The following is a 14,496-nucleotide window of genomic DNA, read 5'->3' as shown; positions in this document are numbered from 1 at the left end:
CGATTATAATATCAAATTTGAAGCTAAAGCTTAAAGCTATAGAAACGCTTTACTATAGAAAAGCGTATGTAGAAAGTACAGCGTAAAAAATACAATGGACGGTGCCTTCACCGTCCATTGTATTTTCTAGGTGATGGGCCGAAGCACCTATCACAAGAATAACAGCTATAAAGAAAACCTATAAACAAGGAACTGTGGTAGACCAATCAGTACTCTCCATGTTAAGTAGGCTAGCGGTGTGTCCATGTCCAGTTGCATCGGCGGTGGTAGTTCCCGTTCCTTCATCAAATTTCCAGTAAGCCTCTAAATTGGTACTTGTTGCACTAACACTACATTTATTGGCAGAAATTGTAGATTGTGCCAGTGCCGATTTCCAAACCCGCATTTCATCGAACTGGCCGTTAAAGCCTCTATTGGCATCCCAGCTTCTCGAAATCTGGAATGTGCCGTTAGCAACAATAGTACCTGTTGCGTTCATGCTGGCATCTAAAGTGCCGTTGATGTAGATTTTCATGGTCGAGCCATCATACGTTGCTGCAATATGATACCAGGTATTGGCGCTTAGTGCTGTAGTGGAGTTTAGTTTTTTAGGTGTTGCACCACCTGTATTCAGTACAAACTGTACTTTGTTGTTGGCTAGAGCAGCATCACCTAAACGCAGTAATGCCACGTTGGCATCACTCACTTCGACCCCCATAATGGTCGAGATATTTGGAGCAGTTCCTTTAAAAGCCGTTGGTTTAACCCATGCTTCGTAAGTTAAGCTGGTGCCAGCAAGATTGAAAGTATTCGAATTTAAGTACTCATTAGTGCCGTCGAAAACCAATGAGCGGTTTCCAGCTACTGGTGGTGTACCTCCAGTGCCATCTATACAATTTGGTTTTACAGCAGTTGCCGATCCATAAAGTACGTTAGACATGGCCGATAACTTAGTTTGCGAATTATTTGCTACGTTGTAAACCATCGCACTGGCCAAACCATTGTCTTTTACATAAGTAGCTACTGCTGCCTGATCGCTATTGCCTAAATCGGTACCTAAACCCAATTTACTTTTGGGTACACCAGCATTAATATAAGGTTGTAAACGCCCTGCATAATTGGTAGAGAAGTACGTTTGCTCAAATACATAATCTAAAATATCGCCCAGTTTTTGGTTGTTATAAGTAGAGGTAAAATAATTGGCCTGATTAAATGCGGCCATGGTAATCAGTTTATCAGCACCCATTCTAGCCCTAAGTGCTGCTGCTGCAAGCACCAATGAGCCATCGTTTGCGGTACAGGTAGAATACTCATCATCAATATCAATTCCATCTAAACCATATTGCTGTACAGCATTGGCACATTGAATGGCAAAGGCATCAGCCTGGGCATAAGTGGTAAAACAGCCCCATCCTGCATCTTGGTGATTTCCAAGTACATCGAGCACTACTTTTATGCCTAATGATTTAAGGTAAGCCACCTTGCCCGAATTTAAGGTTTCTTGTACCTGTGGATTGAAGTAAAGGGTAGGGGTGCCGTTTACCGAATTGATATTGGCAGCGAAAATGACAGAAACACCAAATAATTGGCTGGCAGAAGTTCCATAGGTATAACAGCCCGGGTTTACAAAATTGTTGCTGTTTACTTCTACATAGGCGGTCATGAATGGACCAGTTAAGGCCAGGGCAGAGGCATTGGTAGCGGCTCTGGCTGTACCTTTGGTGTTTAATTGGTTGTCTTCTTTTTCAGGATTGGCTTTTTTACAAGCGTAAAAAATGGTAAAAAGAGCAAGAAGCGCCACTCCCATGGTCATTAATTTTCTCATAATTTTAGATTTTTGGTTAGAAATTGTTTTAATAAAAAGGAAATATTTAGGATGTTATTGCCTGATGCAAAAATTACTTATTTAGTTCCTGTAACTGTTATAAAATAAAACGGCCGGATTATTTTTATAATCCGACCGTCTTGATCATTAAGGTTTTTTATCCCACCAAAGTTTGGTGCCTCCATTATCCGGGCCACCTAATAAAGCTACAGCTTTTACTACTTCGGCATTGTTGCTTTTATACTCATCGGGAGAAAAAGGTACTCTTCTGATTTGTTTTTGAGTATCAATTAAACCACCGCTTAGATTGGTTACCACCGGAAATATTTTAGGATAACCTGTACGTCTGAATTCAGTCCAGGCTTCTTGTCCGTCAGGAAAAATAGCGATCCATTTTTGCGTAATGATTTTTTCTAATTTTACTTCATCAGCAGCGGTTTCATCCCATTTAACAGTTGTTTTGCTTAACAATGGAGAGCCTGGAGCTACATTGTTAGCAGCAACATTGGCCGGATCTGTGTAAGCAGCCTGTGTACCGGTATTGTTGGCAATATAAGCGTCTACACCACTTGCGCCATATTGTTCAAAAGACAATTTAATACCTTGTTCGTAAAACGATTGTGCACTTCCACCCATATTCCAGTGTAGCAAAGCACCTTCGGCACGTAAAAATGCTACCTCTGCTGCACACATGTATTGTACTGGTGTGCTTTCTTTTAAAGTGGTAGATGATGCCTTAAGGTATCCATCAGGTTTATTACCCGATATGGTTATACCATTTCTAATACCGCGATAATCACCTGGTGTTATTTTCGAAACCTGAAAATACTTGGTTAAACGGTTATCGTTATAACCTTTCAAAATCGATTCAATCGAAGCATTCATGCGGCAATCGTCATAAGCCTGATCTGCCACCCATAAACCGTTCGAAGTGGTTATCCCTTTACCAGGCAATACTAATGCATTGTCGGTATTAGCGCTTAATAAGCCATAACTGTTGTTTACCGCCTCCTCAGCTTTGGTTTGCGCTAATGTTCTGTTGGCGTAAGCAATACGGATAGCTAAACGCAATTTTAATGAGTTGGCAAATTTAATCCATTGTTTATAATCTCCGTTATATACCAGATCAAACTTACTTAATCCATTATCTGTGGGATTTTTGGTTACATAATCGCTCAATACTTTTATTGCGTTATCTAAATCCTGAAAGAAGGTATTGTAAACCGTTTGTTGGTCATCGTACGGTGTGGTTAATGCATTTACACCAAATTTACTGTAAGGTATAGGACCATAAGTATCGGTAACCCTGTGCATGCCTTCTACTTTTAATATATCGGCTACTGCTACTACCTGAGGGGCATTGGCGGCGCGGTTTTTGATTTCTTTCCAGCTACCCATAATACCGCTATAGGCTATTTGAAAAGCCCAGATATTCCAGTTTTTTGCCACAAAATCATAGGTTGTGGTATTTGGTCCTCCAAATCCACCCGGCGTGGCAAAATAACCCGAATAGGTATCGGCGGTTAAGTTTTGTTGTACCTGATACTTCCAGTTATCTTGCGGTTTGTTATAAATCACGTTAACCTGCATGGTTGGAATGAACGAACCTGCTCCAAGATTATCTTTCAAAAGATCTTCGCTCGTTAGTCCGTTTGGATTGGTATTATATTCTTCAAAATTTTTAGTACAAGCGCTAAATAAGGTAACAAGAGCCATCGCAAAAACGGTGGTGATCTTGGTGGTTTTATTTAAGTATTTCATATCTCTTAATATTATAAATTGAATTTTAAACTGAAGCCGATACTTCTTAAACTTGGCACAGAAAAATCTTCGAAGCCTTGAAAACTATTTCCTGTAAGTGTAATCACTTCAGGGTCAAATGGCGCTTTATTATGGATCATCCATAAATTCCTTCCGATTATAGAAAGTTGAAGGCCCTGAATTTTATTGTTGAATACTTTAGCTGGTATAGTATAGCCAAACGATAATTCTCGTAAACGGATATTGGTTGCGCTATATACATAAGATGTATACTCTGATGAAATTCTTCCAAAATAATCTTTGGTAACATCGATAGTACCAGATTTCACACCTCCGGCCAAACGCACTGCTGCGCTTCGCTCAGACATACCAAACTGATCCAATACTTTTTCAGTATTCGAAACTACATTACCGCCAAAACGGCCGTCGATTAAAAAGCTTAAGCTGAATTTTTTATAGCTAAAGCTATTGTTAAAGCTCAACTGGTATTTCGGATTCACGTTGCCCACTACAACTAAGTTGTTAGAATATTGAGGCAATCCGCTTGCATCCAGTTTTAAACTTCCATCAGTATTGCGCACATAATCTTTAACCTGAATATCGCCATAAGAACTTCCTTCTAAAATAACCGAACTGCCACTTAAACTTACACTCGTTATATGAACCGTTTGGCCTGTAGTTGGATCTATGGTATTCAATAAATCGATTACTTTATTGCGGTTGAAAGAGAAATTAACGGTAGGTGTCCAGGTAAACTCGCCAAAGTTAGCATTATAGCTTAATGATGACTCAAGCCCCTGATTTCTTACCTTACCTGCATTGTAATCTACATAAGTATAACCGGTAGAAGGTGCAGCAGGCACACGGAAGAACTGGTTAAACGTGTTGGTTTTGTAATAAGTTGCAGTTAAGCTTAGTTTATTCTTCAAAAACTTTAAATCAGTACCAATCTCAAAAGATTTTGATCTTTCTGGTTTTAGCTCTGATCCTAACGATTTACCTGTATTTAACGAAATACCACCGCTCGATACCGGATAAGTTGGATTACCTGCATAAGCGTATTGTGGGGGAATAGCGTTACCTACTTCAGCATACGAAACTCGCAATTTGGCAAAAGAGATAAACTCAGGCAATTTCGCCATTTCGCTAATCACTGCACTTAAACCCACTGCTGGATAGAAAAATGATTTCGGCAAAGAAGAATTCCAATCGTTACGACCAGTTATATCTAAAAACAAGTAGTTTTTATAACCAAGGGTACCTGTAAAAAACGCAGCCTGGTTCTGCTCTCTGTATTCCGGTCTTGGATCTGAGCCATAAGGCGCAGGGTTAATATTTAATTTAGCAGGATCTATATTGTATAAACTAAAGAAATTTGGCACTTTAAATGGATCTAAAGGTCCGCCAATATCCGTAGTTCTTATTTTAGTATTTAAAATACTCGTTCCTAAAGTTGCCGTTACGCTGAATTTATCAAAAGTTTTGTTAAAGTTTAACAATAGGTCGGCATAGGTTTGACTATTTAAGGCATTTCTTTCGCCATATTTACCGTTATTGCTATTATCGGTTAATACCGGAATAGTAGTAGCATATAGTTTGGTAGTCCCAAAATCTGTTGTTCTATCTATTTTAGCACGGCCCTGTAGATTTAAGTAGCTTGTAAAGTTATATTTTGCCGTAACTGAACCTAAAATCCGGTTTCTTTCTGTGGCAAACAGGTTACGGTTGGCAACCCAGTATGGGTTTTGTAAGGCAATACCACTTGGATCGTATGGCCAGTTCTGTACATTAATGTTTCTGGCCGGATTAAACACCTCGTAGTTTTTATACTGGTTAAAATCGGCAGAAGCACTCGGAAATAAATATACACCGGTTAAAGGATTATAATATTGACCCTGTCCAGGCATATTTAAAGCCTTTTGATAAGTATAGGCAACATTGGCATCTAAACTTAGCTTATCGTTAAAAAATGATGAAGTATTGCGATAAGAAAAGTTATAACGATCTAATTTATTATTGGGAATAATACCTTGCGCATTAGTAGAAGCAGCCGAAAAATAAGATTGGTTTTTTTCTGTTCCACCGGAAATTGATAAAGCATTGGCATAGGTTTTTCCCGTATTAAAAAAGTCTTTGGGATCGTAATTACTGGCATTAGCTGCCTGAGCGCCCCAACCATTAAAGCCATTGCTTTCTGCACCGTAAATGGTTTGCACTTTTGGCAATACAAAAGGCTTATCGAAGGTAACACTCGAGTTAAAATTAAGCGATGCTTTACCCGATTTACCTTTTTTGGTGGTAATTAAAATTACCCCATTCGATGCTGCACCACCATATAAGGCCGAAGCAGAGGCACCACTTAACACACTTATTTCTTCAATATCGTCCGGATTGAGGTTGGAAATACCATCGCCGCTATCCGAAATCTGAAAACCATCACTCACGCTCGAGCTGCTCAAACTTGGTAAAGGCACACCATCAACCACATACAAGGCGTTATTGTTTCCATTGATGGATTTGTTACCACGCAAAACTGCTTTTGTAGAACCACCAGGAGCGGAAGAGTGCGTTAACGTTAAACCCGCCACTTTACCCGTTAAGCTATTTACAAAACTTGGGTCTTTTACATCGTTTACTGCATTTGTATTTAATGTTTGAACATTATAGGTAAGTGCCTTCGTCGATCTTTTTATCCCTAATGCCGTTACTACTACGGTTTCGAGATTTTTAGAGTCAGGAGTTAATGCGATATCAATAGTGCTCTGCGTACCTACGGTAACCTCCTTGCGCTGGTAGCCGATAAACGAGAACACCAAAACATCGCCTGTTTTCGCAGTAATACTGTATTGTCCTGAAGTGTTGGTTTGGGTTCCGCCCTGCGCTCCTTTTATAGTAATGGTTACACCCGGCAGTGTTGCACCTGTTTCGTCTTTTACCGTCCCTTTTATTACATCCTGATAAACAGAATGGAAAGAAATAGCGCGATTAAAATGATCGTTTGGTGCAGCTGCATACAAGCCTGTGGATGCATACAGCAATAAGCACGTTAGCTGTAAAGATTTTTTCATATTCATTATGAATAATTTTGAATAAGTATTTGGTTAATTGTTTGTCGCCTTCGGGATTTCCATCCATCAGGTTTTATAGTTAAGAGTATTTTGCTTACACAAATTGCCTACAAGGGAATTGAATTATTTTTAAATAATTTTTTCTGTTCCATCTTGTTGAATTTATTTCAGCATATTTCCTGTTATAAAGCCCTTGATCCGGATAATATCAATTGCCTGAAAAGGACTATGATGATATAATATTTAATCTAAGTCAGGTTTATTCAACTGTCTCTTTTGTTTGTGTGGCCCAGCAACCTGCAGCACCAACTAGTGCCGCATCTTCATTCAGTTTGGATATATGAATAGACGTGTCAATCCCTTGCGATTCGAGGTATTTAATCACATTGGGCATAAAACGACCAGACGCATTGGCAATGTTACCGCCAATTATAATTGCCTCCGCTGTATGATCCTGTTGAAAATCCTTAAGAAAAAGACCAAGGTTATGCCCAAATTCTGTAAATATTTTACGAACCGTCTGGTTCTCCTCGTAAAGCAAGGTCAGTTCGCGGACATTTAGGATGTTTAAACCTGTGAGCTCATAATAACGTTTCAAAAACCAACGGGTAGAAAGGTAATCTTCTGCTATACCATTCAAAAAAGAAGAACACCACAGGTTGGCATCGGTAATTTTTCTTTCTTTACAAACAGCACTTCCGAGTCCTGTGCCCAAGGTAATACCAATTAGATTTTGGTAGGCATGGGCTTCGCCTGCAAATACCTCTCCGGCCAAAAAGCAGGCAGCATCATTGCTCATTAAAATCTGATCGCGGTTAATCTGCAGTTCGCTGGCCAGCATATCTTTTACGTTTAGACCATAAAAAGCTGCATATTTGTCATTTCCAGCTATATAAGAGATGCCCTTATCATAATCGAAAGGGCCCGGCATGGCAATACCTATACGGCCAATTTTGATATCAACCTTTTGATAAGCTGCTTTAATTGCACTGCACCAGGTGTTGATAATCTGTTCTGTTGAGCCATGAGAATCGACACGTTCGCGTGTATAGGAATTTTTAAGAATGTTCCGTTGCTGCATATCGAGTACCGCAACTGTAATGTGCGAACCCCCGATATCAATGCCCAACACATATTTGTTTTTATTCATTGTTTTCTACTTCAATAGATCTATAAATGGCTTGTACCTGATTGTAGTACCGAATGAAGAGTCCTTTTTTTGTTAAATTGCCTACAGTGGCAAGATTTTTTTATGAAATATTTTTTATTACCTTACATTTGATTCACCAAACTAACCAAGTTGAAAGCAGCTAAGCCAGATCTAGTCGTTTTATGGAATAAGATTTGCCTCGAGGACGATATAAAATCTTTTGAGCAACTTTACCGCTTTCTGTACAGTAGGTTAATCAAATTTTCTATTTATTATGTAGTTGATAAACAGGCTGCAGAAGATCTGGTTACCGAGGTATTTGTTAAATGTTGGGAAAACCGCGCAACAAGTACCCATGTATTAAATCCCGAAAGTTATTTTTTTATCGCTGTAAAAAATCAATCACTCAAATACCTTAAAAAAAATTCTTCCATTACGTTTATCGATTTAGTTGATGCTGAAGAGGATGTTTCGGTAACAGCACAAACGCCAGAGTATATTTTGGAAACCAAAGAACTGCACCGGCAACTTGATTTTGCCATTGCTGGTTTGGCGCCTCAGGCAGCTACTGTTTTCAGATTAATAAAAGAAAGTGGAATGAAATATAAGGAAGTGGCAGAACTGCTGAATATTTCGCCGCGAACGGTGCAGACCCAATTGTTCAGGGCTATTGCAAAACTCCGCTTAATATTACAGCCCTTACAAGACAAAGGACCAGATGAAAAAAAACTTGGAAAACTGATCTCCCTGATTATCTTAGTGGGTACTTTATCTTTTTTTTATTTCTTGTAGGCAATTTTAACAGAAAAAGGAACATATCATAAAGAGTTAAAAAAAAATGACAGATCAAAGATTTACAGAATTGCTTGGAAAACAATTAGCCGGTGAAATTTCACCGGATGAATCTGTTGAACTGAAATCGATTTTAGCCGATAACGAAGCACTTAGAGCAGAATATAAACAGCTGCAGACCTATTTTGAATCTGAAACAGCTGAAGAAGAAAATATCGACCTTGTTTTTGATCGGATCAGGGCACAGATCCAGGTACCCGATGAACCCCGTTTAAAAGTTGCCAAAAATAAAGGTTACAGTGTTTGGCTAAAAATTGCTGCTGTTGCAGCTATTGTTTTGGCTGGCGTTTTGGTGTATAACAGAGAAGCTATTTTCTTCAATAAAACAGATCAGCTGGCTTTGAAGCAAGCGCAGACTAAGGCAACCGAAATTAAAACCATTATACTGGCCGATGGCTCTACCGTGAAAATGAATTCGGAGAGTAGCTTGAGATACCCTGAACATTTTAGTGGCGATACCAGAAACGTTTACCTATCGGGTGAGGCCTTTTTTGAAGTGAAAAAAGATGCACAACATCCCTTTATTGTACACACTGAGCAATTGGCCGTAAAAGTTCTGGGCACAGCGTTTGACGTTAAGGCCTATCAAAACGATGCTTTTATCGAAACCACCTTAATTAGAGGAAGCGTTGCCATCTCACTTAAAAATAATACCAAACAAACTTTTACCTTAAAGCCAAACGATAAGTTTACCCTGGTTGATGGCAAACCCAATTTAAGCCAACTCACCCATTTTAGTGGAACAGGGACCGACAGGGTTATGGAAACCGCATGGACAAACCACGAACTCATTTATAAAAATAACCGTTTTGATGAAATTGCCAAGCTTTTTGAGCGATGGTACGATGTTAAAATAACTTTTAAAGAAGCTGATCTTAAAACGGTGAAATTTACCGGACATGTAGATAAAGAAACCATTGCCGAAGCTTTAAATGTGCTAAAACTGATCGAAAACTTCAATTATTCGATAAAGGGTAAAAATGTATATATCTACCGTTAGCACAAACAGTTAAGCAATGTATATTTGTAGCCATGAATTGTGCGCAGCGGATCATATTGTTAATTGGATTGATTTTTCCGCTATTTGCCAATGCGCAAACTAAAGTTACTTTAAATTTTAACGGGGCAAATTTCGAGCAGGTTGTAGAAGTGATACAGCAACAAACTGTTTACCATTTTGCCTACGGTGAATCTAAAATCCCTAAACATCTGGTATCCATTAAGGTAGAAGAAGAGGAAGCCCTTAAGGTGATCGATCAACTCCTGCTCAACAGTGGTTATACTTATTCTGTACTGCCCAATCATCTCATCGTGATCAGAAAAAATGCCGAAGGAAAAATAGATACAGATAGTGTCCGTTTTTTAAAAGAAGTGGTAATTACGGCTTTGGGGATCGAAAAAGATAATGATAAAGTAGGTTATGCCCTTACCACCATTAAAGGCTCATCTATTACCAAAGCAAGAGAGAGTAATCTGATTATGGCACTGCAAGGCAGGGTTGCCGGACTAAATATTACCGGTGTAAACGGTGGCCCGGGTTCTGCCGCACGCGTACTCATCAGAGGTGTTTCGAGTATGACTGCTGCTTCTCCATTATTTATCGTAAATGGTGTACCCATTGATAATAGTATCAGGGGAAGTGCCAACGAGTATGGTGGCGCCGATTACGGCGATGGGATCAGCAATATCAATCCAGATGATATTGAAACCATCACCATATTAAAAGGATCAGCGGCTTCAGCTTTGTACGGAGCCAGGGCGGCAAATGGTGTAATCCTTATTAACCTCAAAGGTGGGCGAGAAAACACCAAGGCTAAGTTTGAATACAATACCAACCTGGCTTTCGATATCCCTGTTAATTCTACTGATTTTCAATATTTGTACGGTCAGGGTACACAAAATAAACGTCCAGCTGATCTGTACAATGCAATTACCACGGGTTTGTTGAGCTGGGGAGAACTTATGGATGGCAAATTAAGCCCTCAGGTAGATGGCTCTATGCGTCCTTATGCTCCCGTTAAAAATAACATTCAGACTTTTTACCGTATAGCTCCGGCATTTATCAATACACTTTCGCTGGTTGGAGGAAATACAAAGAATAACTATCGTGTTTCGGTTTCCAATTTAGATTATAATTCTGTTATAAGCAATGGAGCTCTCAACCGTAAAACGCTGAATTTTTATGGCATAGTTGCTTTAAATCCTAAAATATCGCTGAGCTTTACTGGTAATTACATTTATGAAAGGAACAAAAACAAAAGTTACCTTAGCGATGGTCCGTTAAATCCTAATTATGGAATTTCTGCCCTGGCTACCAGCTTAGACCAAGCTATCCTGGCACCTGGTTTTGATGCCGGAACAGGTTTTGAAACGCGGTGGAATGCGGATGAATATAAAACCAATCCTTATTTTTTAATGAACAAACAGGCTGATTACGCTAATAGAAACCGTTATATCACTTCAGCCGTATTAAAATATAAGTTGGCCAGCTGGGCATCATTACAGGGAAGAATTGGCTACGATTCAAGTAAAGATGAAGTAGTGAGTATTTTACCTACCGGGACTGCCTTTTCCATCAACAGACAGGGCGGGATAAACGCCTACGATCAGAACCGTACTTCTGAACTTAACAGCGATATCCTGTTCAGTGCCAGCCGGAATCTGGGCGATAAGTTTAATCTCGAACTTTCAATGGGGGCTAATTACCGCGAAAGAAAAGGCAATAGCGAAAAGCTAAAAGGCTCGCAATTTAAGGTACCTTATTTATATACCCCCGAAAACCTGATTACCAGTACCAAAACATTGGCCGTATCAAGGATCGTAACAGAATCTGCTTATTACACGGCCGATCTAAGCTATCAACGGTTTCTTAATTTCTCAGTTACGGGGCGATACGATATTTATTCAACTCTACCTGCCAATAACCGTGGTATTTTTGTACCAGGGATTTCGGGCAGTTTTATTTTTTCAGATCTGTTGAAGTTGAAAGGACTGAATTTTGGTAAATTGCGTCTTGATTTTGCCAAAACCAGCGGCGAACCCATTGTACCCTATACGACGCAAATTTATTACACAGTAGATAACCAGGTAAATGGTATTCCCGTTGGCAGCTTTTCTGGCGATTTACCCAATTACAATTTAAAGCCCTTTACCTTAAACGAAATAGAAGCGGGTCTCGATCTTAAGTTTTTCAATAGCCGATTGGATATCGATTTTACCTATTTCAATCGCATTACCCACAATGAAATCATTAACGCAAAACAATCCGTTACCACAGGTTTCACCTCGGCTTACGTTAATCTTGGCGAAACCCGCAATGCAGGGATAGAACTTGCATTAGGCTACACGCCCCTGCTTACAACAACGAGCAAATGGCAGATTAACTTTAACATGACCAAGGTAAAGAATACCTTACTCTCTATTGATGGAAATAGCAATTATACACTTACAGGTACTTATAGGCCTTTAAACGCCAATACCGCGTTGGTAGTTGGTAAACCGATTACTCAGGTTATGGCTTATGATTATCTGCGCGATGCCAGTGGAAATATCATTATCGGATCGGACGGCATACCTAAACGGGGTAATTTTATCCCAATGGGCGGCACCATGCCTACATTATATGGAGGAATAAGCAACAGTTTTAGCTATAAACAGTTTAATTTTTCCTTTTTGATCGATTATCGCTTTGGTAATAAAATTCTTTCGGCAACAGAATATTATAGCTACGTACTTGGCTTAAATAAGGCAACTCTGGCGGGTAGAGAGACGGGTATCGTTGCCGATGGGGTACTAGAAAATGGGCAGAAGAACACGATAAATGTTCCGGCTTATGCCTATTACCCTGAGCTAGCCACCAATATTTCTACATTATCAGTACTTAATGGCAGTTTTATCAAACTGAGACAAGCTACATTGGGTTATTCTTTTAGCGAAGGTTTTTTAAAAAGAACACCGTTTAGCAGTATAGGAATTGATTTGGTAGCCCGGAATTTATTTACCTTGCTTAAGTACACTCAAAACATAGATCCCGAATCGCAGTTTTCACCTACATTGGGTTATGCGGGGATAGAAGGTGCTTCATTACCTGCTACACGTAGCTTTGGAGTCAATTTTAACTTTAAATTCAAATAAAGGATGAGCTGGAACAAGTTATATATAATTGGTGCGTTCTTCCTCACTTTAGCGAGTAGCTGTTCGAAAGCAAAGCTGGATGAGATTAATACCGATCCGACCAAGCTCACCGAAAACAATTATGACCCTAATAGTTTACTTGGGCAGGCACAGCTAAAGTATTCTAATCTGGGCTATTACCAGCTTTTGTATCAAAGCACGATGATGCAGTTGCTTGCCTCAACCTATTATTATTACAATAATGGCGATAAATACATCAATGTGGGCAGCTTTACCGATTATCAGGGTCGCATTTTTGATGAAGGTTATACTGATGCTTCTTATATTAGAGAGATGCAAAGGCTCGCCAGGTTGAAAGATACTGTAGCTTATAAAAACCTGATTGCGATAGGTGATATTATGTTTGTGTTGATTTTGCAACGGATTACCGATACCTATGGTGATGTGCCTTATACGCAGGCAGTTAAGGCTATGCAGGGTATTAAATATCCGATTTACGATAGCCAGGAAGCTATTTACAACCAAATGCTGAAAGATCTTGAAGCTGCTACAGCACAACTGGATACCGAAAAACCAGGGCCAACTGCCGATCTTTTTTACAAGGGCGATATTACAAAATGGAAAAAGTTTGGCTACTCGCTTATGCTGAGGATTGCAATGCGTTTAATCAAGGTCGATCCAGAAAAAGCAAGACTCTGGGCAGAGAAAGCCGCAGATAAAACTTTTACAGGCATAAATGACAATGCAATCCTTTTAACTGATGCTTCCTCATTCAACAGCCAGAACGGAACATCGCTTGCTTTAAGAACCTTTTCTGATTACCTGGAAGTACGCTGGAGTAAAACCTTAATCGATCAGTTAAAAAACACTAACGATCCAAGATTAGGTGTAATTGGTGAGGTGCCAAAAGACGGACTGTCTAAAAATGCTGACCAAAACCTAAACGGAAATACCGATGCAGCCGTTCAGCTGGGTATGCCTAATGGGTATGATTTGCAGGGCGGTGTAACTGATATCAGCCATTCGCCAAACTATCCTGGCGGTACAGGTAGCGGAAGTGATTTTGCCCCGCTCGGGAAATACTCCCGACCACGAACTTCCGTGTATCTTAAACTAGGTGGACCAATCTTTATTTTGAGTTATGCAGAAACTGAATTTCTACTGGCAGAAGCAAAGGCAAGAGGATGGAATATAAATGGGACGGCAAAACTACATTATGCCAACGGATTAACCGGAGCCATACAATCACTTGCGCAATTAGACCCTTTGGCTGCGGTTGATGCCAATAAGATTACTACATTCGTTAACCAGAATCCACTTGATGAAAGCAACACACAAAATGCAATAGCTGAAATAAATACACAATATTGGGTGGCTACTGGTACTAATTTTAATTTTATAGAAGCCTGGCTAAACTGGAAACGGAGCGATTATCCTAAACTTATTCCAATAAATTATAAAGGTAATGTAACCAATGGCACTATTCCCGCAGGATGATCTATCTATCAACAGAGGTGCTGAACAACCCCCAGAATTATAAAGATGCTGTAGCAAGAATAGCTGGAGGCGATGTGCTTACTGCTAGGGTTTGGTGGGATAAGTAATGATTGGATATTGAGGATACAACTAAATCATCCCATAATAATAGGTGCGTTTTAATGTCTATAAATATCTAACGTGTTTTTTTTCTTTTCCATGGTTAAGGCCTTTTATCATCAGGTATATGC

Annotated in this window: 8 protein-coding genes; 4 read left to right on the top strand and 4 right to left on the bottom strand. The window is 39.5% G+C overall.

The genetic code is table 11. The features are described from left to right. Window positions 1–178: 178 nt before the first annotated feature. The 4 genes from H9N25_RS14305 to H9N25_RS14290 form a co-directional block, all read right to left on the bottom strand. On the bottom strand, window positions 179–1,804 hold the full coding sequence (locus H9N25_RS14305) for a LamG-like jellyroll fold domain-containing protein (protein WP_190326352.1): 1,626 nt from the start codon (window positions 1,802–1,804) through the stop codon (window positions 179–181). Between the two features lie 147 nt (window positions 1,805–1,951). Beyond that, complete coding sequence (locus tag H9N25_RS14300; RefSeq protein WP_190326351.1) at window positions 1,952–3,565, bottom strand: RagB/SusD family nutrient uptake outer membrane protein; 1,614 nt, start codon at window positions 3,563–3,565, stop codon at window positions 1,952–1,954. Window positions 3,566–3,576: 11 nt separating this feature from the next. Continuing rightward, window positions 3,577–6,633 carry a SusC/RagA family TonB-linked outer membrane protein gene (locus tag H9N25_RS14295; RefSeq protein WP_190326350.1) on the bottom strand — a complete coding sequence of 1,019 codons (3,057 nt, stop codon included), beginning with the start codon at window positions 6,631–6,633 and terminating at the stop codon, window positions 3,577–3,579. Between the two features lie 259 nt (window positions 6,634–6,892). Then, window positions 6,893–7,783 carry an ROK family protein gene (locus tag H9N25_RS14290; RefSeq protein WP_190326349.1) on the bottom strand — a complete coding sequence of 297 codons (891 nt, stop codon included), beginning with the start codon at window positions 7,781–7,783 and terminating at the stop codon, window positions 6,893–6,895. A gap of 150 nt (window positions 7,784–7,933) precedes the next feature. On the opposite strand from H9N25_RS14290, the gene H9N25_RS14285 reads away from it, so the two are divergent. Genes H9N25_RS14285 through H9N25_RS14270 form a run of 4 tightly spaced genes read left to right on the top strand, consistent with a single transcriptional unit; the run spans window position 7,934 to window position 14,266 of the window. After that, window positions 7,934–8,575 carry an RNA polymerase sigma-70 factor gene (locus tag H9N25_RS14285; RefSeq protein WP_167295412.1) on the top strand — a complete coding sequence of 214 codons (642 nt, stop codon included), beginning with the start codon at window positions 7,934–7,936 and terminating at the stop codon, window positions 8,573–8,575. 46 nt (window positions 8,576–8,621) lie between these two features. Next, window positions 8,622–9,635, top strand: a complete 1,014-nt coding sequence (locus H9N25_RS14280) for a FecR domain-containing protein (RefSeq protein ID WP_190326348.1) — start codon at window positions 8,622–8,624, stop codon at window positions 9,633–9,635. 32 nt (window positions 9,636–9,667) lie between these two features. After that, the gene (locus tag H9N25_RS14275) at window positions 9,668–12,769 is read left to right on the top strand and encodes a SusC/RagA family TonB-linked outer membrane protein (RefSeq protein WP_190326347.1); all 3,102 of its coding nucleotides are present in this window, start codon (window positions 9,668–9,670) and stop codon (window positions 12,767–12,769) included. A gap of 3 nt (window positions 12,770–12,772) precedes the next feature. Continuing rightward, a complete protein-coding gene (locus H9N25_RS14270) occupies window positions 12,773–14,266 on the top strand; it encodes a SusD/RagB family nutrient-binding outer membrane lipoprotein (protein WP_330221040.1) in 1,494 nt (497 codons plus the stop codon). The last annotated feature ends 230 nt before the right edge of the window (window positions 14,267–14,496 follow it).

The organism is Pedobacter riviphilus (assembly GCF_014692875.1).
GTDB lineage: Bacteria > Bacteroidota > Bacteroidia > Sphingobacteriales > Sphingobacteriaceae > Pedobacter > Pedobacter riviphilus.
Note: the sequence above shows the minus strand (reverse complement) of the source record. Positions and strands in the feature narration are given on the sequence as shown.

What these genes read in the sequence shown, in the direction of transcription:
- H9N25_RS14275 (WP_190326347.1), top strand. Translation starts at nt 9,668, where the DNA reads ATGAATTGTGCGCAGCGGATCATATTGTTAATTGGATTGATTTTTCCG.
- H9N25_RS14290 (WP_190326349.1), bottom strand. Translation starts at nt 7,783, where the DNA reads ATGAATAAAAACAAATATGTGTTGGGCATTGATATCGGGGGTTCGCAC.
- H9N25_RS14270 (WP_330221040.1), top strand. Translation starts at nt 12,773, where the DNA reads ATGAGCTGGAACAAGTTATATATAATTGGTGCGTTCTTCCTCACTTTA.
- H9N25_RS14295 (WP_190326350.1), bottom strand. Translation starts at nt 6,633, where the DNA reads ATGAAAAAATCTTTACAGCTAACGTGCTTATTGCTGTATGCATCCACA.
- H9N25_RS14280 (WP_190326348.1), top strand. Translation starts at nt 8,622, where the DNA reads ATGACAGATCAAAGATTTACAGAATTGCTTGGAAAACAATTAGCCGGT.
- H9N25_RS14305 (WP_190326352.1), bottom strand. Translation starts at nt 1,804, where the DNA reads ATGAGAAAATTAATGACCATGGGAGTGGCGCTTCTTGCTCTTTTTACC.
- H9N25_RS14300 (WP_190326351.1), bottom strand. Translation starts at nt 3,565, where the DNA reads ATGAAATACTTAAATAAAACCACCAAGATCACCACCGTTTTTGCGATG.